The organism is Saccharothrix carnea, from assembly GCF_003014735.1.
GTDB lineage: Bacteria > Actinomycetota > Actinomycetes > Mycobacteriales > Pseudonocardiaceae > Actinosynnema > Actinosynnema carneum.
Genome location: NZ_PYAX01000018.1, coordinates 1 through 20,335 on the forward strand (window position 1 = coordinate 1; position 20,335 = coordinate 20,335).

The following is a 20,335-nucleotide window of genomic DNA, read 5'->3' on the forward strand; positions in this document are numbered from 1 at the left end:
TCGTCTGGTGCACACTGCCCGCGTCAGTCGGCCACGGACCACTGCCATCACCGCCACCACCAGGGTTCGACGACGTCGTAGTGGTCGTCGTCGTCCTGGTCGTGGTCGAGGTGGACGTCGACGTGGAAGTCGACGTCGGGCCGCCGTTGCCCGGCGTGAACGTCCACTGCTTGGTGGCCGCGCTGTCGCAGGAGTTCTGCTGCACCAGCGCGCCGGCGGAGGTGGAGTTGTCCTGGGTGTTCATGCACTTGCCGCCGTTGGTGTTGACCACGCGGTAGTTGCTGCCGCTCGCGGTGAACGACCAGGTCTGGGTGGCGGCGCCGCTGCACGACTGCTGCTCGATCGCCTTGCCGGCGGAGGTGGAGGCGTCCCGGACGCCGAGGCACAGGCCGGCCGCCGACTTGATCGTGAAACCGCCGCTGACCGCGCTCACCGCCCAGACCTGGCTGCCGGAGGTGCCGCACGACGCCTGCTGGAGCTGGACGCCGCTCGCCGCGCTCGCGCCGGGGACGTCGAGGCACAGTCCGCTGCCCGCGTTCTTGATCGTGTACGTCCCGGCGCCGACCGCCGCGCCCGCCGGTGTCGCGCCCGGCCAGGCGAGGAGTCCGGCGGCCAGCGCGGTGGCACCCGCCGCCGCGACCAGGCTCAACCGCCATCGGGTGCCACGCGCGTGCCGCGTGGATCGACGGTGATCCGCTGTGCTCATCAACAACTCCACTTCTCACTTCCCGGGACGCCGAGGTCGGCGTTCACCGATTCCGGCAGCGCGTTTCCGGACGCCGTATTCACCAGTGTGAAAATGCCCGGAAACCGCTTTCCAGCGGGATGTTAGAGGCTGTGGAAGCAACAGGTCAACGACGGTTTTCGACCGCTTCGGCCGACCAGGTGTCGAATACCGTCGAATGTCGAGGTGATCGGCGTTCGAAGTGATCATCGACCAGTGTCCGGCAAATACGTCCGGTCATATTCGTGAACCGCGAAGCCCGATCCGGATCACACTCGTGAACAAACGGTCAGGCAATGAACTTTTACCGACTCGCCGGCGGGTCTTCGGATTCCGGCATCTCCGCGCCGCAGCGGGAGCACACCGCTCGCGGCGGCCCTTCGGCCAGCGATCCGCACTCCGGGCACACGCGCGACAACCAGCACACCGGGTCTCCGGCCGAGACCGGGCTGCCGTCCCCGTCCGATCCCATCGTCGCCCCCAGTCCGGCACCGACCCTGAACCGGATTCGAGAATACCGCTTTGCCGACCATCAGCCGCCTGCGCCGCGAGGACCCGAGCGGACTGGGCACCGCCCGGCGGCGGGAGCAGGTCGAGGAGCGCAGACGGGCCGGCGGTTACCGTGTGCTGTCGGCTCCGAACAGAGGTCTGCCCATGATCAGGTTGGACCGCCTGGTGAACGTGCTGGGTGGCTACGGCGTGCGGTTGGCGTGCTGTCCCGTGCCGCGGTCGACGGAGTTGCGCAGCGTGGTGATGCGCGAGGCCGACGACGCGCGGGCGGTCGGCGGTGACGTGTTCCTCGCCGTCTGCGCCGAGTCGGTGGTCCAGGCCGTGGGGTGGGCGGTGGCGGCGAAGGCGGCCGTGGTCCTGCTGCACGGCGAACCCGATCGGGAGACCGCGACGATCGGTGAGGCCGAAGGCGTCGCGGTGATGCTGGTCGACCCGGCCGTGTCGTGGAGCCAGCTCGCCGGCGTGGTCTACGGGCTGGTGCTGGAGGGCCGGGAGACCGAGTCGGGCCGCGGTCCAACGGACCTGTTCGCGTTGGCCGACAGCCTCGCGGGTGCGGTCGGCGGTTCGGTGACCATCGAGGACCGGCTGTCGCGCGTGCTGGCCTACTCCAGCTCGCAGCAGGGCGCCGACCCGGCCCGGCTGGAGACGATCCTCGGCCGCCAGGCGCCGCGGCGGCTGCTGGAGCTGTTCGAGGAACGCGGTGTGTTCGCCTACCTGGCGTCCTGCGACGAGCCGCTGTTCGTGGAGGAGGACCCGGAGCACGGGCTGACCGGGCGCATGGTCGTCGCCGTGCGCGCGGGCCGGGAGCTGCTGGGCTCGGTGTGGGTGACGTGCGGCGTGCCGCTGACCGGCGCCAGGTGCACGGCGTTGGCGGACGGCGCCCGCACCGTGGCGCTGCACCTGCTGCGCTCGCGGGCCAGCGCCGACCTGGAGCGGCAGGTGGAGTCCGACCTGGTGATCCGGCTCCTGGAGGGCACCGCGGACGCCGCGACGGTGGTCAGCAGGCTCGGGTTGCCGCAGGGGCCGTCGCGGGTGATCGCGGTCCGGGCGCACATCGCCGCCGAACGGCACGCCGCGCTGCTGCTGGCGTTCGACCGCGCCACCACCGGTTTCGGCTGGTCACGGCCTGGTCGCAGCACCCTGTCCGGCAACACGCTCTACACCGTGCTGCCGGGTGAGCAGGTCACCGCCGCCCGCGAGTGGGTGGCCCTGCTGCGGGCCGCGCTGCCGACGCAGGTCACCGTGACCGCCGGGATCGGCGGCACCGCCGCGGCGGCCGACCTGCCCGCGAGCCGGCAGGAGGCCGACGAGTGCCTGGCGTTGCACGAGGCGCGCACACCGGGCGCGGTACCACCCGCCTACGACGAGTCGTGGGACGACATCCTGCTGCAACGCCTGCGTGCCGCCGCGCGGGCGGGCCGCACACCGGCCCGTGGCCCGGTCGCCGAGCTGCGGCGGTACGACGGCGACCACGCCACCCACTACGTGCCGACCCTGCGCGCCTGGCTGGAGGCCCAGGGCGACCTCGCCCGAGCGGGCGAACGGCTCGGCGTGCACCCCAACACGATCCGCTACCGGCTGCGCAAGATGGCCGAGGTGACCACGCTCGACCTGGACGACCCGCACAAGCGGCTCGCCATGATCATCGACCTGGCCGCCACCGACGACTGATTGTCGGTTCCCGACAAGACCTCCCACCGGGATTGTCGGCGACGGACAACAGCCTGGTGGGGTACCCGGGCGATGCTGGCTTCGACAGCAGTTCGGTCCAGGTGTGGAGGTGGTCATGGTCGACGTCGGGCGCAGCGACGGCGGGCCGCGGTCGGCGGTCGTGGTCGGCGCGGGCATCGTGGGCCTGTCGACCGCGTGGTTCCTGCAGGAACGAGGCGTCGAGGTGACCGTGCTCGACCGCACGGGCGTGGCCGCCGGCGCGTCGTGGGGCAACGCCGGGTGGATCGCGCCGGGCTTGACGATCCCGCTCAACGAGCCGTCCGTGCTGCGCTACGGCCTGCGTTCACTGCTGAACCCGACCGCGCCGCTGCACATCCCGCTGTCGGTGGACCCGGGGCTGTGGTCGTTCCTGGCCCGGTTCACGGCGAACTGCCGGTGGTCGTCCTGGACGCGGGCCGTGCGCGCCAACCGGTCGCTCAACGCCGAGTGCGTCGAGGCGTTCGACGTGCTGACCGCCAACGGCGTCGAGGCGCCCACGGTCGACGCGCCGGTCACCGCCGGGTTCGAGAACGCCGAGCAAGCCCGAGGTCTGCTGCACGAGCTGCACCGCATGGCCGACGCCGGTCAGCCGGTCGAGCACACCGCGCTCGACCGCGACGAGTTGCTCAGACTCGTGCCCTTCGCGTCACCGGCCCTGACCGCAGGCGTGCGGATCGACGGCCAGCGGCACCTCGACCCCGGCGGTTTCGTACGGGCGCTGGCCCGTTCCGTCGAGGCCCGCGGCGCGACGATCCGCGTGCTGGAGACGGTCGACATCCACACGCACCACCAGGGCGTCACCGTGCACACGCGTCAAGGCGAGACCGTGCCCGCCGACGTGGCGGTCGTGGCCACCGGCGCGTGGCTGTCCCGCCTGGCGACCAAGTGGGGCGTCCGCGTCCCGGTCCGCGCGGGCCGCGGCTACTCGTTCACCGTCCCCGTCGACCGCCCGGTGACCGGCCCGGTCTACCTGCCCGCCGCACGGGTGGCGTGCACCCCGTACCAGGGCGCGCTCCGCGTCGCGGGCACGATGGAGTTCCGCGATCCCGACGCACCCGCCGTGATGGCCAGGCTGGACGCGATCATCACCTCGGCCCGCCCGCTGCTCGACGGCGTGCGGTGGGAGGAACGCCGCGACGTGTGGGTCGGCCCCCGCCCGGTGACACCAGACGGGCGTCCGCTGATCGGCGAGGTCCGCGCCCGAGGCGTGTACGTCGCGGGCGGACACGGCATGTGGGGTCTGGCCCACGGCCCGATCACCGGCAGGCTGCTGGCCGAGCAGATCACCACCGGCAAGCAACCCGACGCGTTGCGCGCGTTCGACCCACTGCGCTGACCACGGACGACCTGACCGACCCCAAGCCAACCACCCCGTCCGAGGAGCCGGCGCCGCTGCACCACCCGGCACCACGGACACCCGGCCGTCAGGGCGGCCCCTCCTCCCGCCGGCCGCCCTGACGGCACCTCACGACCCGAAAAGCCACCCCCACCCTCCGAGGCTCCGACCCCGCCTCCACCCGCCACATCGGACCCGCCACCCGACCGCAAAAGGCCCCATGTCAAATCGAGCCTGACCCAACCACCGAGCCTGACCCAACCAAGGGCCCGACCCCACCAGAGCCGGACTCAACCACAGAGCCGCACCCACCTCCACCTCTCCCGCACCGGCAGGTGCCGCACTCCAACCACCCCGCTAAGTTATCCCGTATGCGCAGGTCGGGAATCGTGCTGCACACTCGGGACCTGGGTCGTCACGACCACGTGTGCTGGTCGTACGACGACCGGGCGGACGTCGGCCTGCGCGTCGCCGAGTTCCTCCTCGACGGCCTCTCCCGGGGCCAACGCGTCCTCTACGTGGGTTCCGGGGACGCATCGGCACTGGTCGAGGCGGTCCGCGGTCTCGACGGGTTCGAGGCGGCGTTGGCCAGCGGCGCGGCGCAGGTCGCCCCACTGGAGCCGCAGTACGCCAACGGCGCCGTCATCGACCCGGAACGCCAGGTCGAGGCCTACGCGGAAGCCACCGAGCAGGCGGTAGCGGCCGGGTACCGCGGGCTGCGGGTCGCCGCCGAGGCCACGCCCCTGGTGCGCAGCCCCGCGCAGCTGACAGCGTTCCTGCACTACGAGCACCTGGTCGACCGGTTCATGGCCGACCACCCGTTCTCCGCGCTGTGCGCCTACGACCGGACCCGGCTCAGCGAGCAGGCGCTGGAGCAGCTGGCCAGCGTGCACCCGAGCACCAACCTGCCGGGTGTCGGTTTCCGGCTGCACGCCTCGGCCAGACCCGGCCACAGCGCCGAACTCAGCGGGGAGATCGACATGTTCAACCGGGACGTGCTCGTGCAGGTCCTCGACCGGGTCCGGCCGCGCTCGCACGGCGGCCGGGTCGTGCTCGACGGCGCCGGTCTGACGTTCATCGACCACCGCGGCCTGATGAGCCTGGACGAGTACGCCCGGAGTCGAGCCACCACGCTGGTCCTGCGCACCGCTTTCCCGGGCGCGGCCCGGATCGCGAGCCTGCTCGACCTGCCCGGTGTCCGCGTGGAGCCGGTCGCGTGAACTCCCTCAACGACACCACCAGCACCGAACCGGACCCCCTGTTCATCCACCCGGCCCTGTTCTACCGCTCCGACGCGGAGTACCTGGCGGCCCTCGTCCCGTTCGTCACCGATGGCGTAGACCTCGGTCAACCGGTCGCGGTGGCCGTCCCGGGCGAGCGGCTCACCCTGCTGCGCGACGCCCTGGACGACGTCATGGGTGACGCCGCACGGCACGTGACGATGCTCGACATGGCCGAGGAGGGCCGCAACCCGGGTCGGATCATCGCCCGGGTGCTGCGCCGGTTCGCCGACGCCCGCACCGGGACCCACGTGCGCATCATCGGCGAGCCGATCTGGGCGAGCCGCTCCGGCGTCGAGTACCCCGCGTGCGCGCAGCACGAAGCGCTGATCAACGCCGCGTTCACCGGCCGTGACGTCACGATCCTGTGCCCCTACGACACCTCCGCGCTCGACGACACGGCGATCGCCGACGCCAGGCAGACCCACCCGGTGGTCTGGGAGGCCGACCGCCGGTACACCAGCGACCAGTACGCCCCGGACCGCGTCGTGGCCCGCTACAACGCGCCGCTGCCCGACTCCGCCGAGACCGACACCACCGACCACTCGTTCCCCGTCAACCGACCCGCCGACGTCTCCCCGGCACGCCGGTTCGCCGCGGACCGCGCCAGCCGGTTCGGCCTGGCCGAACCACGTCTGGCCGACCTCGAGCTCATCGCGGGCGAACTGGTCACCAACAGCCTCCGGCACACCTCCGGCCCGTGCCGGCTCGGCGTGTGGGCCGAGGACGGCCACCTGGTGTGCGAGGTCCGCGACGGCGGCACGCTGACCGACCCGCTGGCCGGGCGTCGGCCACCGGAGCCCGGCGGGACGTCCGGGCTCGGCCTGCTGCTCGTCAACGACCTCGCCGACCTGGTGCGCGTCCACACCGGCGCGGACGGCACCACCGTCCGCGCGCTGCTCCGCCTCCGCTAGTGCCCCAGCCGACGATCCGGAAGACGTGCCGTTGTGGATTGGTTCCTGGACAGAAACGACCGGCGAGTCCCGACCGCGCTGCGCCGTGACATCAGGGACTACCTCGCCCGTCACTCCGACATCGACCCCGAGCACCTGGCCGACGCCGAGCTGATCGCCCAGGAGATGCTGGCCAACGCCATCGACCACAGCGACGGCCCGATCTGGGTGTCGCTGGAGTGGTCGGAGGCCAACCCGGTGCTCACCGTCCGGGACATGGGCGCCACGTTCACCCTCCCCGAGCACGTGCCGGACACCGCCCAGCCGCGCGGTCGCGGGCTCTGGCTGATCTCGCAGCTCGCCCCGGAGTTCACGGTCGCCGCCCGCCGGGTCGGCAAGGCCGTCGAATCGGTGCTGCCCCTCACCCGCCCGGTCGAGCCACTCGACCCGCCCCGGCACACCGTCAACCCGCTGCCGCACCTGTCCGAGGCCGCTCCGCGCGGCGGTTTCGGCCGGGAGAGCTTCCTGCGCGCGCTGGTCGTGCAACTCGCCAACGCCGTCGAAGCGCAGCAAGGGCCCGACGCCGCGCAACGCGCCATCGCGCAGGTCGCCGTCGACGTCGGCGGTCAGGCGGAACTGGAGTTCCGGCAGGCCACCGGCATCACCGGCACCGCGCTGACGCCCCAGCAGATCGCCGACTGCGCGATCCGGCTCAAGGCCGCGATCGGCGGTGGCTTCCGCGTGGTCGAGGTGGCCGACGAGCGGATCGTGCTGGTCAACAGCCAGTGCCCGTTCGGCCTGGAGGTGCGGCAGTCGCCGTCGCTGTGCCGGATGACCACCGCCGTGTTCGGCGGGATCGCCGCGCGCAACACCGGCCGTGCCGCCGTCACGCTCGAGGAGCGCATCGCGATCGGCGACCCCGGCTGCCGGGTCGTGATCCACCTCGGCGACTCGGCGGCCGAGGCGACCCGCGCCCACCACTACACGGCCGCGCCTCCGTCCACCGCCGGGCGTTGAGCAGCACGACCAGACCGATCAGCCGACCACGCACCGCACGACCCGACCACGTCACTCCGTCACTCGACCACGCACGAGATCCAGTACTTGCCGCCCTCGTGGTGCACGCCGTGCGTCTCCGCGGCGAACCCGGGGAACCGCTGGTCGAACGCCTCCAGCACGCGCAGGTAACGCAGCAGCGGGCTGTCGGGCGACCCGACGCGCTCGCCGGGCACCAGCACCGGGATGCCGGGCGGCGTGGTGGTGACCTGAGTGGCCACCACGCGGTCGGCCAGGTCGTCCAGCCCGACCAGCTCGGTCCGGCCGCGGATGAACCGCTGGTAGGCCTCAGCAGGCGTCATCACGGCAGTGGGCGGCGTCGGGCTGGTGAACGCCTCGTTGAGCAGCTGCACCACCTTGCTGTCGGCGAGGCTGTGGTGCATCTCGTCGCACAGCTGCGGCAACGTGAGCCGCCCGTACCGCTCGGGATGCGCCTTCACCAGGTCGGGCAGCACCTCGCCCAGCGGCGCGTCCTGGTCGTGGAGCTGCTTGAAGTCGGTGAGCGCGTCGAGCAGCGTGCCCCACTTGCCCTTCGTGATGCCCATGGAGAACAGCACCAGGAACGTGTAGACGTCGGTCTTCTCCACCACGATCCGGCGGGTCTCCAGGTACGCGGTGACCACCCGGGCCGGTATGCCGAACGCCGACACGTCGCCCAGCGCGTCCACGCCGGGGCAGGTGATCGTCACCTTCACCGGGTCGAGCAGGCAGAAACCCGGCTCCAGGTCGGGGAAGCCGTGCCACTCGGCGTCGGGCTCCAACGTCCAGCAGCCCGGTTCGGTGCGCAGCAGGTCCAGCGGTGCCTGGTGGAACGGCACCCGCTCACCGGTGGCCGGGTCGGTGACCTCGGTCGGCTGCCAGACGCCGAAGAACCACGGCGGCCGGTCGCCCGCGTCGGCCAGCCGCCTGCCGAGCCGGATCATCGCCTGCCGGAACCGGACCGCCTCGGTGATCGCCTCGGTGGTCAGCCACTTCCCGGCCGGGCCGTCCATCATGCCCGCCGCGACGTCGCACGAGGCGATCATCGGGTACAGCGGCGACGTGGTGCCGTGCATCATGTACGTCTCGTTGAACCGGGACCGGTCGAACGGCGCCTTGCCACCGGACTTCACGTGCACCATCGCGGACTGGGACAGCGCGGCCAGCAGCTTGTGCGAGCTGTGCGTCGCGAACACCGTGGGCCGCTGGTCCGCCGGCAGCGCCTCGACGTCGGCCGCCATCCCGTACCGGCGCGCGTAGAGCGGGTTGAACCGGCCGTAGGCGAACCACGCCTCGTCGAAGTGCAGCGCCCTGGTCGACGCGCCGAGCAGTTCGGTCACCCGGACGGTGTCGTAGCAGAGCCCGTCGTAGGTGGAGTTCGTGACGACCGCGTACGCCGCTTCCTGGCTCACCGCGCCCGCCGCGATCGGTGTGCGTTCGACCTGCGCGCGCACCGCCGCCGCGGTCAGCCGTTCCGGCGGGATGGGCCCGGTGATCCCGTAGCCGTTGCGGGTGGGCACCAGGTAGACGGGGCGCGCGCCGGCGAGCGTGACACCGTGGTTGATCGCCTTGTGGCAGTTGCGGTCCAGCAGCGTGATCTCGTCGTTGGCCACCGCGCTGTGGATGATCATCCGGTTGGACGTCGACGTGCCGTGCAGCACGAAGTAGGTCTCGTCGGCGCCGAAGATGCGGGCGGCGTTGCGCTCGGCCTCGCCGACCGGACCGGTGTGCTCGAACAGCGAGCCGAGTTCGCCGACCGACACCGAGATGTCGGTGCGGAACAGCCGCTCGCCGAAGTAGTCGAAGAACGCGCGCCCGACCGGCGACTTGAGGAACGCGATGCCGCCGGCGTGCGCCGGGGTGTGCCACGAGTACGGGTGCGTGTCGTCGAACCGGCGCAGCTCGCGGAAGAACGGCGGCAGGATGTGGTCGAGGTAGTGGCGCGCGGCGAAGTCGATCCGGCCCGCGATGAAGTCCGGGGTGTCCTCCAGCAGCCAGATCCAGCCGTTGATCACCTCGGAGACCCACAGCGGCGTCTCGTCGCTGTAGTCGCCGGTGGTCAGCAGGAACACCGGCAGCCGCGAGGAGAACCGGTCCAGCAGCATCCGCAGCACCCCGCCCTCCACGGCCGGGCCGGTGTCGGCGGGCCGGACGGCGCCGCCGGCCAGTTCCCAGCTCACGACGGCGGCGGCGAGGTCGGGCTGCGCGGTGATCGCCGAGGCGGCGTCGGTGGCCGAGTGGACGATCATCACCTCGTGCCCGCACTCGCCCAGGTGCGCGCAGACCTGCTGGACCTTGGCCGCCGGCACGGTGTTGTCCTCGGCCGGCTTCTCGGTGGCGATCAGGATGGTGGACCGGGTCATCAGGATCATCTGCTTCCTACGCCGGGGTACCCACCGAGCGTAGAAGCGGTGTGGACGAACGCCGGCCACGTCACCACAACGTGTACAGGCTCACCCGGCCGTGGTGGAAGCGCTTCGCTCAGTCGAGCGAGTAGGCCATCTCCACCCCGGCCAACGTCACCCCATCGGGGAGCTGAACCCGAGTCCGGTTCACCTCGCGGAATCCGAACGACCGGTACAGCGGCACGCCGGGCAGCGTGGCCATCAGCACCAGGGACCGGAAGCCGGCCGCCTTGGCGTCCCGGGCGCACGCGTCCAGGGTGGCGCGGCCCAGCCCTCGGCGCGTCCAGTCACCGCGGACGAACATCGCCCGCACCCTCGCGGGCTCCGCGGCCGGGTCGAGCAGGCGGCCGTCAGTGGGCCGGTCACCCGATCCGGTGTAGAGCTTGTCGCGCTTGCTCCACCCGCCGCACGCCACGACGTCCCCGCCCACCTCGTGGACGAAGTAGGTGCCGTCGTCGATCAGCACCACGTCCGGCTCGGTGAGGTAGCGCGCCGCGCTCGCTGTCTCGCGCTCGTCGTGGAAGCGCGGGAACAGCTCCAGCACCGACCGGCGCATGAGCGCGGCGATCCGCGGCACGTCCGACCGGACCGCTTCGCGGTGCACGGGCACCGGGTCCACGCCGGACCCACCGTCAGCCACCGATGCCGACCAATGCCACCATCACCGGCAGGCCGAGCAGGATCAGCACCGCGCCGAGCACGTCGAACGAGATGCCGGACCTGATCATCTTGGTGATCGGCACCACGCCCGACCCGTAGACGACGGCGTTCTGCGGCGTCGACACCGGCAGCATGAACCCGAACGACGCGGCGAACGTCGCGGCCAGCGCGGGGACGAACGGGTCGACGCCTGCGGCGACCGCGATCGGGATGACGATCGGCACCACCACGGCCGCCGACGCGGTGTTGCTGGTCGTCTCCGACACCACGATCGCCAGCACGACGGCGAAGATCGTGATCGGCACGACGCTGCTCAGCCCGAGCGCGTCGGACGCGGTCTCACCCAGGGTCTTGGCCAGGCCGGTGCTCGCCAGCAGCGAGCCGAAGATGATGCCGGTGCCGAACAGCAGGATGGTGCCCCAGTCGATCTCCGCCGCGTCCCGCCATCGCAGCGTGAACTCGCGCCGGCGCCAGTCCGTCGGCAGCAGGTACAGCAGGGACGCGCCGAGCACGGCGACGATGCCCTCGTCCAGCCGGTCGCTGATCACCGCGTAGACGTCCGAGTCGTTGCCCGCCACCAGTGCGACGATGCCGGGCACGATCCACAGCGTCACCGTGACGCCGAACGCGATCAGGGTGTTCTTCTCCGCGCGGGACAGCGGTCCCATGGCCGCCCGCTCACCCGCGACGTAGTCGGCCACGCCCTCGATGCGCCGGATCTCCGGCCGGTTGAGCAGCAGCAGGACGACCGCCAGTGCCACGAACATGAGCGCGCAGATCGGCAGCGCGGTGGCCGTCCACTGGGCGAACGAGATCCGCTCGCCGGTGGCCTCCTCGATCAGTCCGCGCCCGATCAGGTTCGGCGGCGTGCCGACCGGGGTCAGCAGGCCGCCCACGCTCGCGCCGTAGGCCAGCATCAGCATGATCGCCGCGCCGACCCGCAGCCGCAGCGGGTCGAAGTCGGCCGCCACCAGGCCCCGGTCCTGCAACAGCTTCGCGATGACGCCGAGGATGCCCAGCGCGGTCGGCAACAGCATCGCCACCGTGGCCGTGTTGGACACGAACGCGGACAGCACGCAGGTGATGCCGCCGAACGCGACGATCACGCCGGTGGTCGAGGAGCCGACCCGGGGCAGGGCGAGGATCCGGAACGCGAACCGCCGGGCCAGGCCGTGCTTGAGCATCGCCTGGGCCAGGATGAACGCGCCGATGAACGTGAAGATGGTCGACGAGCCGAACGGGCGCAGCGCCGCGTCGGGCGGCACGACGTTCAGGATGACGATGAACGCCACGCCGATCAGGCCGCCGATCGGGATCGGCACCGCCTCGGTGATCCACAGCACGATCACGCCGAGCAGGATCCCGCCCAGCGTCTGCTGGTGGCCCGGGATGTCCAGAGGCAGGGCCAGGAACACGATCGCGACGAGCGGCGCGAGCCACAACCCGACCGTCCGGCGTCCGCGCTCGAACTTCTCCTCGGCCGGGGACAGCCGCTGCTCGCCCAAGCCCCGGTAGGTCGAGTGGCCGAGCAGGGCTTGGTCGACGTCGGTCCGGTTCGTGGGCTTCCCGTCAGCCATGATCAGCCTCCCGTCGTCCACCTCCACCCTGGCACCGCACGGCCCGGATCGGCTATCCGCCGGCCGCGTTGTCCTCGCGGGCTCGGGCGATCGGTCACGGGCGCGGGCGGTGACGGGTCCACTTGCGCCCACCGCGCTCGGCTCGCGGGGTGGTGGCGGCGACGCAGCGCGGGCACAGCCACAAGTTCTGCCCGGAGGTCTCCGAGAGCCACCGCGCGTCCGGCCACGGCACGTGCCGGAACCGGCCGAGGCGGCTGCGGCTGAGGGCTTGGCCGCACAGCGTCTGGTTGGTGCCGGGCGTCCACGCGTGCACGTCGCCGGACGGCTGCCGCACGCCGTCCTCGTCCACCCACTGGCTCGACGCGGCGACGCACGGCGGGGCACCCATGCCGGCGGTGTACCCGCCCGCGGCGCGCCCGACACCGTCCTTTGTGGATCACGCGCCGCGCTGCGCCGGCACGAGCGCGGCGGCCGCGTACGGCGCCAAGAGGTGCGTCACCTCGCCGCGCGGTGCTCCCGACCGCGGGCCGGGCACGTGCTCACCGCGGAACAAGCCGCGCACCCAGCGGGCGACGGCACCCGGCGGCGGCACGACGTCCGGGCCGAAGTGCGCCTGGACGAGCACGTCCTCGCCGCTGTGCGTCTCCACCGCGGCCGACCAGCCGCGCTCCTCGTCCCACAGCAGCGCCACGTCCCGGTCGGGGAACCCCGGCAGCCTGCCCTCCAGCGCCAGGTACGCCGTGGCGGGCCGTTCGGCCTGCACGTACGAGCACTCCCCGCTGAGCCCCAGTTCTTCGGTGACCCGGCGCACGTAGCCGCGCAGGCCCCACATCAACGCGTCGTCGAAATCCAGCTCCACCACGCACCGCCACCTTCCCCGGTCCTCCGGGACGTCGATGCGCCGGCTGTTTGACGCTTTGGCCGAATACCCCGACCGGGTGAGACGGGAAACCACTGTTTCGATCCAGCCGGGTTTGACCATGGTGTTCGCGCTCAAGCACAGTGGTGGCGTGCAGCGGGCGTTGAGCATCCTGACGGTGGTGGCGTACGTGACGCTGCCGCTCGGGTCGGAGAGCTTCGAGCAGCTGCTCGTGCCGACCCTGCTCGTCGGGCTGGCCTACGGCGCGCTCGCCGTCTTCGGCTTCCCGTTCGCGCAACGGCGGGGCAGGGCGTTCGCCGCGGCGTACGTCCTCGTCCAGCTGCCGTTGGGGTTCGTGCTGTTCGCGCTGTCCGGCGCGGCGGTGGGCGCGGTGCTGCTGCTGGTGGTGCTGGTCGCGCAGGCCGTGCTGCTGCTGCCGCTGCCGGCCGCCGCCGCGGTGGCCGCGGTGATCCCCTTGATCCACGTGGAGATGGAGTGGCCCGACGGGCTGCGCGAAGGGCTGGGCACGTTGGCCGTCACCGCGTTCACGGTCGTCATCACGGAGCTGCTGGTGCGGGAGCAACGAGCCCGCGCCGAACTCGCGGTGGCCAACGAGCGGCTGCGCGGGTACGCCGCGCAGGCCGAGCAGCTCGCGATCACGCAGGAGCGCAACCGGGTCGCCCGCGACATCCACGACGGGCTGGGCCACCACCTGACCGTCGTCCAGATGCTCCTGCAGGCCGCACGCGCGGTGATCGGCACCGCCGAGCCCGACCGGCTCGACGCGATGCTGGCCAAGGCGCAGGACCAGTCGAAGCAGGCGTTGGCCGAAGTGCGCCGGTCGGTCGCCGCGCTGCGCGAACCCCGGCCCGAGCCGCTGGTGGACGCGTTGCGCGCGTTGGCGTCCGAGGTCAGCGAGGCCGGTGTGCCGACCGACGTCGAGGTGCGCGGCTCGGCCCGCGCCACCCGCGCCGAGGTCGAGGAGTCGTTGTTCCGGGCCGCCCAGGAGGGACTGACCAACGTGCGCAAGCACGCCGACGCGACCGCCGCGACCGTCGTGCTCGACTACGGGCGCGTCGACCTGGTCCGGTTGGAGGTGCGCGACGACGGCCGCGGGCTGGGCGACGACCCCGGTGGCGGGTTCGGCCTGGTCGGGCTCGAGGAACGCGTCACCGGGCTGGGCGGCCGGGTGTCGGTCGACTCGGCCGCGGGGCGCGGCGTGACGCTGACCGTGGAGGTGCCGGCATGACCGACTCCCCCGTGCGCGTGCTGATCGTGGACGACCAGGCCCTGTTCCGGGAGGCGCTGGCGACACTGCTGGAGGTCCAGCCCGAGATCGAGGTGGTCGGCGAGGCCGGTGACGGCGAGCAGGCCGTGCGGCTGTGCGCCGAGCTGCGGCCGGACGTCGTGCTGATGGACCTGCGGATGCCCGTGCTGGACGGCATCGCGGCCACCGACCGGCTGCGGGTCGAGCAGCCCGGGGTGCGGGTGCTGGCGCTGACCACGTTCGACGACGACGCGGACGTGTTCGCGGCGGTGCGCGCCGGTGCGTTGGGCTACCTGCTCAAGGACGTCTCGTCGGCCCGGCTGGTCGAGGCGCTGGTCGCGGCACGGCGCGGCGAGTCGGTGCTGCAGCCGTCCGTGGCGGCGAAGCTCGTGGCGCGCGTCGCGCAGTTGCCGCAGGAAGGCGCCCCGCGGCCTCGGCAGCTGCCCGTGCCGCTGTCGGAACGGGAACTGGAGGTCGTGCGGCTGCTCGCCGGGGGTCGCAGCAACCGCGAGATCGCCGGCAGCCTGTACCTGGCCGAGGGCACCGTGAAGAACCTCGTCACCAGCGTGCTGGCCAAGCTCCAGGTGCGCGACCGCACGCAGGCCGCGCTGCGCGCCCGTGAGCTCGGGCTCTGCTGAGGTCATGTGACCTCACGCATGACCTTCGGCACCTGACCTCGCCGCTCCAGCAGCCCAGGATCTCCCTTGCACACAACGGATCGCAACGGAGGAGCTGTCATGAGTCCGGAGCAGACGATCACCGGGACGGACCGGAAGCGGTGGCTGCGCTTCGCCCGGCACGCGGTGGAGATGGCCGTGTCCATGGTGGTGGGCATGGTGGCGCTGGAGCCGGTCTGGTCGTTCGCCTGGCCGGGCCTGGCCGACAACGCGACCGCGCACGTGCTGGTGATGGCGACGAACATGTCGCTGGGCATGGGGCTGTGGATGAGGATCCGGCGGCACGGCTGGGCGGGTATCGCGGAGATGTCCGTCGCGATGTACGCGCCGTTCGTCGTGCTGCTGCCGTTCCACTGGGCCGGCGCGCTGTCCGGGATGGCGCTGATGACCGCCGGGCACGTGCTGATGGTCCCGGCGATGCTGGTCGCCATGTGGCGCCGCCGCCACGAGTACGGGTGCTGACCATGCGCACCGTCGCGCGGATCGCCGTCTTCCTGCTCGCCGCACTCGCCCTGCCCACCGCTCTCGGCGCGCCGACCGTCCGTGCCGCGTTCGACCACCTGAACGCGGCACGGGCGGACGGTGCCGCTCCCCCGCTCGCACGGGTCGCGCACGACCCCGCCAAGCCGACCGCGGTGGTCGTGGTGGGTGAGCGCGGCGCCGTCGTGTCCGACACCCTCGCCCCCTACGAGATCCTGGCCACGACCGGCGCGCTCAACGTCTACGCGGTCGCGCCGTCCGCCCGCCCGGCGCCGCTGACCGGCGGCCTCGACCTGGTGCCGGACCTGACCTTCGCCGGGCTGGACGACCTGCTCGGCGAGGCCGCCGACGTGGTGGTCGTGCCCGCCATGCCCGATCTCGGTGAACCCACGTCGAAGCCGGTCACGGACTGGCTGGCGCGGCAGGCGGCCGGTGGGGCGCTCCTGCTCGGCGTGTGCAACGGCTCCGGGGTGCTCGCCTCGGCCGGGCTGCTCGACGGCCGTGACGCCACCGCGCACTGGTTGCGCCTCGACGCGTTCGAGGACGACTACCCGGACGTCGCCTGGGCTCGCGGCACGCGGTACGTGGACGACGGTGACGTGATCACCACGGCCGGGATCCTGTCGGGGGTCGACGGCACGCTGCGCGTGGTCGAGCGGCTGGTCGGCCCGGACGCCGCGGCCCGTGCGGCGCAGGCGACCGGCTGGCGGCACTACCACCCGGGCACCGCGGCGTCGATGGCGCAGGCGCGGGTGCGGCCGGCCGACGCCGTGGTGGCGTTCAACACCGCGTTCGGCTGGGACCGCGACACGACCGGGGTCCTGCTCACCGATGGCGTCGGTGAGATCGAGCTGGCGTCGGTGTTCGACACCTACGGCCAGTCGTTGGCCGTGCGCACGGTGGCCGTGGGTGCCGGGCAGGTCCGGTCGCGGCACGGGTTGGCGTTCGTGCCGAGGGCGGAGCCGGGCGGTGACGTGGACCGCTTGGTGGTTCCGGGTGCGCAGGCCGCGCAACAACGGCGGGCGGGCTCGGCCGCGGTCTACCCGCACGGGGACGGCGGGTTCCCGTTCGACGGCGTGCTGCGCGACCTGGCGCGCACCACCGACGTGGCCACCGCGACGTGGACGGCTCGGGTGCTGGAGTACCCGACCGACCACCTCGCGCTCAGCGGGCAGGCTTGGCCGTGGACCCGCACGCTGCGGCCGTTCGGGCTGGCCTTCCTGGGCGTGCTCGTGGCGCTCGGGCTGATCCGGTTGGCGCGGTCCCGGCGTGCGGTCAGGTCGACACCAGCCGCACCGCCGCCACCGCCTCGTCCACGGACGGGTGCAGCGGCAGGGCCGCATCCACCTGGCTGATCTGCAACGGCCGCAGCACCGCCCGGCTGTTCGCGACGACGGCGAGCGGGATGCGCAGCCGGTCGGCCCGGTGGTGGCAGTTGACCAGCATGGCGATGCCGACCGAGCCCATGAACTCGACCTCGCTCAGATCGAGCACGACGCCGGGCGGGCGTGCCTCGAACACGGCGTCGAGTTCGTTCACGACCGGCCGGTGCGTGGCCGCGTCGAGGGCGCCGGACACGCCCACCAGCAGGATGCCGCGGTCCAGTTCGGTGGTGGTGAGGCGGTGGGCGGACTCGGTCATGGCGGGCGCTCCTAGCGGTCGGAGACCACGAGACTCCTACCCCTGGCCGCGACCCGCAAAACAAGGCGTGGCCGGCTGAACCCGTCGGGGGGGGTTCAGCCGGCCACGAGCCCGCGGGGGACGCGGTCAGGGGAGTCTGGGAGCGCGCCCAGTCAGTGGCGGAGTCCAGCGACCACCGGTGGGGCGTGCTCAGCCGGCCAGGGCGAGCACGGCCCGGTTGCGCTCGGGGTCCCGCAACATGCGGATGGACTCCTTCTCCAGCTGCCGGATCCGCTCCCGGGTCAGGCCCAGTTCCTCCGACAGTTCCTGCAGGCTGCGGGCCCGCCCGTCAGACAGGCCGTAACGCTCGGTGAGGATCCGCGCCTGCCGCTCCGGCAGCGTGCCCACCAGGGCGCGCAGCTGCGCGGCGAGCTCCTGCTGCTCGACCACCTCGTGGGCGTCCACGGCTTCGGCGTCCTCGATCAGGTCGGCCACCGAGGCACCGCCGTCGTCACCGATCGGCGTCTCCAGGCTGAGCGCGGTGCGGCTCGCGGCCAGCAGCTGGACGACCCTGGCCACCGGCATCGTCGCCGCCGCCGCGATCTCCTCGGGGGTCGGCTCGCGGTCGGTCTCCAGACGCAGCCGCTGCTCGACCTTGCGCAGCTTGCCGACCTCCTCGTGGACGTGCATCGGCAGCCGGATGGTCCGGGTCTGCTCGGCGAGGCCCCGTTCGATGGCCTGGCGGATCCACCAGATCGCGTAGGTGGAGAACTTGAAGCCCTTGGCGTAGTCCCACTTCTCCACCGCGCGGATCAGGCCCAGGTTGCCCTCCTGCACGACGTCCAGCAGGGGCAGGCCGCGGAACGAGTGCTTCTTGGCCACCGACACCACCAGGCGCAGGTTCGCCCGGATCATGTGGTCCTTCGCACGCACGCCCTCGGCGGCCACGATCCGCAGCGCGCGGTAACGCTCCGCGTCCAACGACGGACCTTCGCCCTCGTCCGCCCTCCGCAGCAGCTCCGCCGCGTAGACACCCGTCTCGATGCGCTTGGCCAGCACGACTTCCTCGTCGGCGGTGAGCAGGGGCGTCGACGTCAGCTCGCGCAGGTACCGGCCGACCAGGTCGGCCTCGCGGGCACCTTCACGCACGGACGTGGCAGGACGGGTCGCTCGATCGGGGCGGGTCTGGCGGGGCATCTCGAACGTCAACGTCATGGGCGTCTCCTTGCCGAACGGCAGCCACACACGGGTAACGTGCGGGACTACCTGGGATTTCGGGAGTCGCCCGCCGGTGGCAACGGCTTCGGACGACTTGCGCCCCGCACACCTCGGGCAGGGCCGACACCGAGTCCAACGGAACGCTTTCGGCTCGTATTCCACCCGGGTTGGTGGTGTGCGCCTGGACGTGACGGGGCACACGGGGAGCGTGCGGTGGACGCGGTGCCCGATGATGTCAGGCGGAGGTGGCCGGAGTGGCCGAGGACACGATGGGCGACGACCTCGCCGCGCAGCTGAACGAGGTCGCCCGCGCGCTGCACGGGCGGAACGGCTCCCAGGACACGCTGGACGAGATCGTGCGCGCGGCGGTGGACACCATCCCCGGCACGTGGCACGCCGGGATCATGACGATCGTGGGCAAGCGCGACGTCCGGACCGTGGCGAGCACCGGCGACGTGCCGCGCGACGTGGACCAGGTCCAGTACGACACCGGCCAGGGCCCCTGCCTGACCGCGCTCTACCAGCAGACGATCGTCCGGGCGCCGGACCTCGCCGAGGAGGCCCGGTGGCCGGTGTTCGCCCAGCGGGCGCTGGCGCTGGACGTGTCCAGCATGTTGTCGTTCCGGCTGTACGTGCACGGCGACGACCTCGGGGCGCTCAACCTGTACTCGCCGGACGTCAGGGCGTTCGACGAGGAGTCCGAGCACGTGGGCCTGCTGTTCGCCGGGCACGCCGCCGTGGCCCTGTCCACCGCCCAGGAACGCGAGCACCTGACCGAGGCCGTGCGGACGCGGGACCTGATCGGGCAGGCCAAGGGCATCCTGATGGAACGCCACAAGCTCACCGCCGACCAGGCGTTCGCCGTGCTCGTGCGGGCCAGCCAGCAGGCCAACCTGAAGTTGCGCGACCTCGCCGAAAAGCTCACCCGAACGGGCGAACTTCCGCGCGGCTGAGACCCCGGCCCCGGCGACGACCTCAGGCCACCGGGCGCTCACCCGTCTCGCGGAAGTGCCCGGCGGGTGGTGGCGGGTGTGATGGGCAGGCTCAGGGCGCGCAGCCGGTTCCGGGCAGGTCGGCCGGCGGCCGGGCGCGGCAGGCTGTGACCGATCATGGTGGTCCCGCTACCGATCGGAGTCCCGTGGACGACCTGCCACTGCACCCGTCAGCCGAGGAGTTGCTGGCCTCCGGTCTCGCCGCGCCGGCACGGCCGGAGCACGGCATCGCGGCGGAACTGGCGGCCCGCGCCGGTCTCACGGACCTCACGGGCCTCACCGCGCAACGGGCGGTCCTCGTCACCGCCGCCTCCGCGGAGGCCGAACGGCTCGGTGACGTGGTGGTGCGACCGGAGCACGTGGTGCTGGGCTGGGTGCGGGCGGTCCGGGGACGTGGTGGTGCGCTGGACGTCGCACGCGAGCAACTGCAGGAGTTGATGGCCGACCGGGCGCACGCCGAGTACGAAGCGGTGCGGCCGATCCCGCGCCCCGACGCGGTGCGACGACCGCGGACCGTGCTGCTGGCGGGCGTGCCGGGCACGGGCAAGAGCACGCTGGCCGAAGCCTTGGCCTGGCGGCTGACCGCACCGGTGTTCTCGATGGACTGGCAGCTCGGCGCCCTGCTGCCGTTCAGCGCGCTGCGATCGGACAACGCGACGCACCTGGGGGAGCTGAACCTGACCGCGTCGGTGGCGCGGCAGCTGCACCTGGGCCTCGACGTGATCATCGACGCGACCGGGCACCGCCGCGAGGCACGGCGGCGGTGGCGGTCGGTCACCGAGCGCTTGGGCGGCGTGTTCGTGGGCGTGGAGTGCGTGTGCTCGGACGAGGAGGTGCAACGCCGGCGGGTCGAAGGGCGGGCGCGCGGCATCCCGGGTTGGCCACCGACCGTGTCGTGGGACCACGTGCTGCGGATGAAGCGGAAGTGGGAGAGCTGGGACGAGCCGCACCTGGTGGTCGACTCCGCGACCGAACCACCCGAGGCGGTGTTGCGGCGCGTGCTCGATCACTGCCAGTAGTCACAGAAGGGCGTGCGCACGCGCCACAAGTCGCCGTCGACGCGGCCACTACCTACGGTGAGGAGAAGGCGAC

The 20,335-nt window shown here is 72.4% G+C and carries 19 protein-coding genes; 11 read left to right on the plus strand and 8 right to left on the minus strand.

Going from position 1 to position 20,335, the window contains the following annotated elements:
- Positions 1-706: RICIN domain-containing protein (locus B0I31_RS34355; protein WP_146174057.1), on the minus strand; the 706-nt coding region annotated here is incomplete at its 3' end.
- A gap of 672 nt (positions 707-1,378) precedes the next feature.
- On the opposite strand from B0I31_RS34355, the gene B0I31_RS34360 reads away from it, so the two are divergent.
- The 5 genes from B0I31_RS34360 to B0I31_RS34380 all read left to right on the plus strand — a co-directional run bounded on the left by B0I31_RS34360 (position 1,379) and on the right by B0I31_RS34380 (position 7,470).
- A complete protein-coding gene (locus tag B0I31_RS34360) occupies positions 1,379-2,905 on the plus strand; it encodes a PucR family transcriptional regulator (protein WP_106619672.1) in 1,527 nt (508 codons plus the stop codon).
- Positions 2,906-3,020: 115 nt separating this feature from the next.
- Entirely contained in the window at positions 3,021-4,280 is a 1,260-nt protein-coding gene (locus B0I31_RS34365; protein WP_106619673.1) for an NAD(P)/FAD-dependent oxidoreductase, read from the plus strand.
- A gap of 371 nt (positions 4,281-4,651) precedes the next feature.
- Complete coding sequence (locus B0I31_RS34370) at positions 4,652-5,500, plus strand: MEDS domain-containing protein (RefSeq protein WP_106619577.1); 849 nt, start codon at positions 4,652-4,654, stop codon at positions 5,498-5,500.
- Positions 5,497-6,474 (plus strand): sensor histidine kinase, encoded by a 978-nt coding sequence (locus B0I31_RS34375; RefSeq protein ID WP_106619578.1) that lies wholly within the window; start codon positions 5,497-5,499, stop codon positions 6,472-6,474. The genes B0I31_RS34370 and B0I31_RS34375 overlap by 4 nt, the downstream gene beginning before the upstream one ends.
- Before the next feature lie 33 nt (positions 6,475-6,507).
- The gene (locus B0I31_RS34380; RefSeq protein ID WP_106619579.1) at positions 6,508-7,470 is read left to right on the plus strand and encodes a methanogen output domain 1-containing protein; all 963 of its coding nucleotides are present in this window, start codon (positions 6,508-6,510) and stop codon (positions 7,468-7,470) included.
- Between the two features lie 59 nt (positions 7,471-7,529).
- Here the strand turns inward: B0I31_RS34380 and B0I31_RS34385 are convergent, their stop codons facing one another.
- The 5 genes from B0I31_RS34385 to B0I31_RS34405 form a co-directional block, all read right to left on the minus strand.
- Positions 7,530-9,851, minus strand: coding sequence for an Orn/Lys/Arg family decarboxylase (locus tag B0I31_RS34385; protein WP_106619674.1), 2,322 nt, complete (start codon positions 9,849-9,851; stop codon positions 7,530-7,532).
- 118 nt (positions 9,852-9,969) lie between these two features.
- Positions 9,970-10,533, minus strand: coding sequence for a GNAT family N-acetyltransferase (locus B0I31_RS34390; RefSeq protein ID WP_245950641.1), 564 nt, complete (start codon positions 10,531-10,533; stop codon positions 9,970-9,972).
- Entirely contained in the window at positions 10,526-12,130 is a 1,605-nt protein-coding gene (locus tag B0I31_RS34395) for an SLC13 family permease (RefSeq protein ID WP_106619676.1), read from the minus strand. The genes B0I31_RS34390 and B0I31_RS34395 overlap by 8 nt, the downstream gene beginning before the upstream one ends.
- Positions 12,131-12,224: 94 nt before the next feature.
- Entirely contained in the window at positions 12,225-12,518 is a 294-nt protein-coding gene (locus tag B0I31_RS34400; RefSeq protein ID WP_106619580.1) for a hypothetical protein, read from the minus strand.
- A gap of 48 nt (positions 12,519-12,566) precedes the next feature.
- Positions 12,567-12,992, minus strand: a complete 426-nt coding sequence (locus B0I31_RS34405; protein ID WP_106619581.1) for a DUF6292 family protein — start codon at positions 12,990-12,992, stop codon at positions 12,567-12,569.
- A gap of 118 nt (positions 12,993-13,110) precedes the next feature.
- Between B0I31_RS34405 and B0I31_RS34410 the strand changes: the two genes are divergently transcribed.
- The 4 genes from B0I31_RS34410 to B0I31_RS34425 all read left to right on the plus strand — a co-directional run bounded on the left by B0I31_RS34410 (position 13,111) and on the right by B0I31_RS34425 (position 16,768).
- Complete coding sequence (locus B0I31_RS34410) at positions 13,111-14,238, plus strand: sensor histidine kinase (RefSeq protein WP_106619582.1); 1,128 nt, start codon at positions 13,111-13,113, stop codon at positions 14,236-14,238.
- A complete protein-coding gene (locus tag B0I31_RS34415) occupies positions 14,235-14,894 on the plus strand; it encodes a response regulator (RefSeq protein WP_106619583.1) in 660 nt (219 codons plus the stop codon). Before B0I31_RS34410 ends, B0I31_RS34415 begins: the two co-directional genes overlap by 4 nt.
- Positions 14,895-14,993: 99 nt before the next feature.
- Positions 14,994-15,395: a hypothetical protein gene (locus B0I31_RS34420; protein ID WP_106619584.1), complete on the plus strand. Its 402-nt coding sequence runs from the start codon at positions 14,994-14,996 to the stop codon at positions 15,393-15,395.
- Between the two features lie 2 nt (positions 15,396-15,397).
- Complete coding sequence (locus tag B0I31_RS34425) at positions 15,398-16,768, plus strand: DJ-1/PfpI family protein (protein ID WP_106619677.1); 1,371 nt, start codon at positions 15,398-15,400, stop codon at positions 16,766-16,768.
- On the opposite strand, the gene B0I31_RS34430 is transcribed toward B0I31_RS34425, so the two are convergent.
- Together B0I31_RS34430 and B0I31_RS34435 are read right to left on the minus strand one after the other, a co-directional pair.
- The gene (locus B0I31_RS34430; protein WP_106619585.1) at positions 16,689-17,054 is read right to left on the minus strand and encodes an STAS domain-containing protein; all 366 of its coding nucleotides are present in this window, start codon (positions 17,052-17,054) and stop codon (positions 16,689-16,691) included. The two genes, B0I31_RS34425 and B0I31_RS34430, sit on opposite strands and share 80 nt — an antisense overlap.
- A 189-nt stretch (positions 17,055-17,243) precedes the next feature.
- Positions 17,244-18,248 (minus strand): sigma-70 family RNA polymerase sigma factor, encoded by a 1,005-nt coding sequence (locus B0I31_RS34435; protein ID WP_245950642.1) that lies wholly within the window; start codon positions 18,246-18,248, stop codon positions 17,244-17,246.
- A gap of 257 nt (positions 18,249-18,505) precedes the next feature.
- On the opposite strand from B0I31_RS34435, the gene B0I31_RS34440 reads away from it, so the two are divergent.
- Entirely contained in the window at positions 18,506-19,204 is a 699-nt protein-coding gene (locus B0I31_RS34440) for a GAF and ANTAR domain-containing protein (protein WP_106619586.1), read from the plus strand.
- Positions 19,205-19,389: 185 nt separating this feature from the next.
- Positions 19,390-20,262, plus strand: coding sequence for an AAA family ATPase (locus tag B0I31_RS34445; RefSeq protein WP_106619587.1), 873 nt, complete (start codon positions 19,390-19,392; stop codon positions 20,260-20,262).
- The last annotated feature ends 73 nt before the right edge of the window (positions 20,263-20,335 follow it).

Coding starts and splice junctions, on each gene's coding strand:
- B0I31_RS34360 (WP_106619672.1), top strand. CDS start 1,379: ATGATCAGGTTGGACCGCCTGGTGAACGTGCTGGGTGGCTACGGCGTG.
- B0I31_RS34365 (WP_106619673.1), top strand. CDS start 3,021: ATGGTCGACGTCGGGCGCAGCGACGGCGGGCCGCGGTCGGCGGTCGTG.
- B0I31_RS34370 (WP_106619577.1), top strand. CDS start 4,652: ATGCGCAGGTCGGGAATCGTGCTGCACACTCGGGACCTGGGTCGTCAC.
- B0I31_RS34385 (WP_106619674.1), bottom strand. CDS start 9,851: ATGACCCGGTCCACCATCCTGATCGCCACCGAGAAGCCGGCCGAGGAC.
- B0I31_RS34395 (WP_106619676.1), bottom strand. CDS start 12,130: ATGGCTGACGGGAAGCCCACGAACCGGACCGACGTCGACCAAGCCCTG.
- B0I31_RS34400 (WP_106619580.1), bottom strand. CDS start 12,518: ATGGGTGCCCCGCCGTGCGTCGCCGCGTCGAGCCAGTGGGTGGACGAG.
- B0I31_RS34410 (WP_106619582.1), top strand. CDS start 13,111: ATGGTGTTCGCGCTCAAGCACAGTGGTGGCGTGCAGCGGGCGTTGAGC.
- B0I31_RS34415 (WP_106619583.1), top strand. CDS start 14,235: ATGACCGACTCCCCCGTGCGCGTGCTGATCGTGGACGACCAGGCCCTG.
- B0I31_RS34420 (WP_106619584.1), top strand. CDS start 14,994: ATGAGTCCGGAGCAGACGATCACCGGGACGGACCGGAAGCGGTGGCTG.
- B0I31_RS34425 (WP_106619677.1), top strand. CDS start 15,398: ATGCGCACCGTCGCGCGGATCGCCGTCTTCCTGCTCGCCGCACTCGCC.
- B0I31_RS34430 (WP_106619585.1), bottom strand. CDS start 17,054: ATGACCGAGTCCGCCCACCGCCTCACCACCACCGAACTGGACCGCGGC.
- B0I31_RS34435 (WP_245950642.1), bottom strand. CDS start 18,248: ATGACGTTGACGTTCGAGATGCCCCGCCAGACCCGCCCCGATCGAGCG.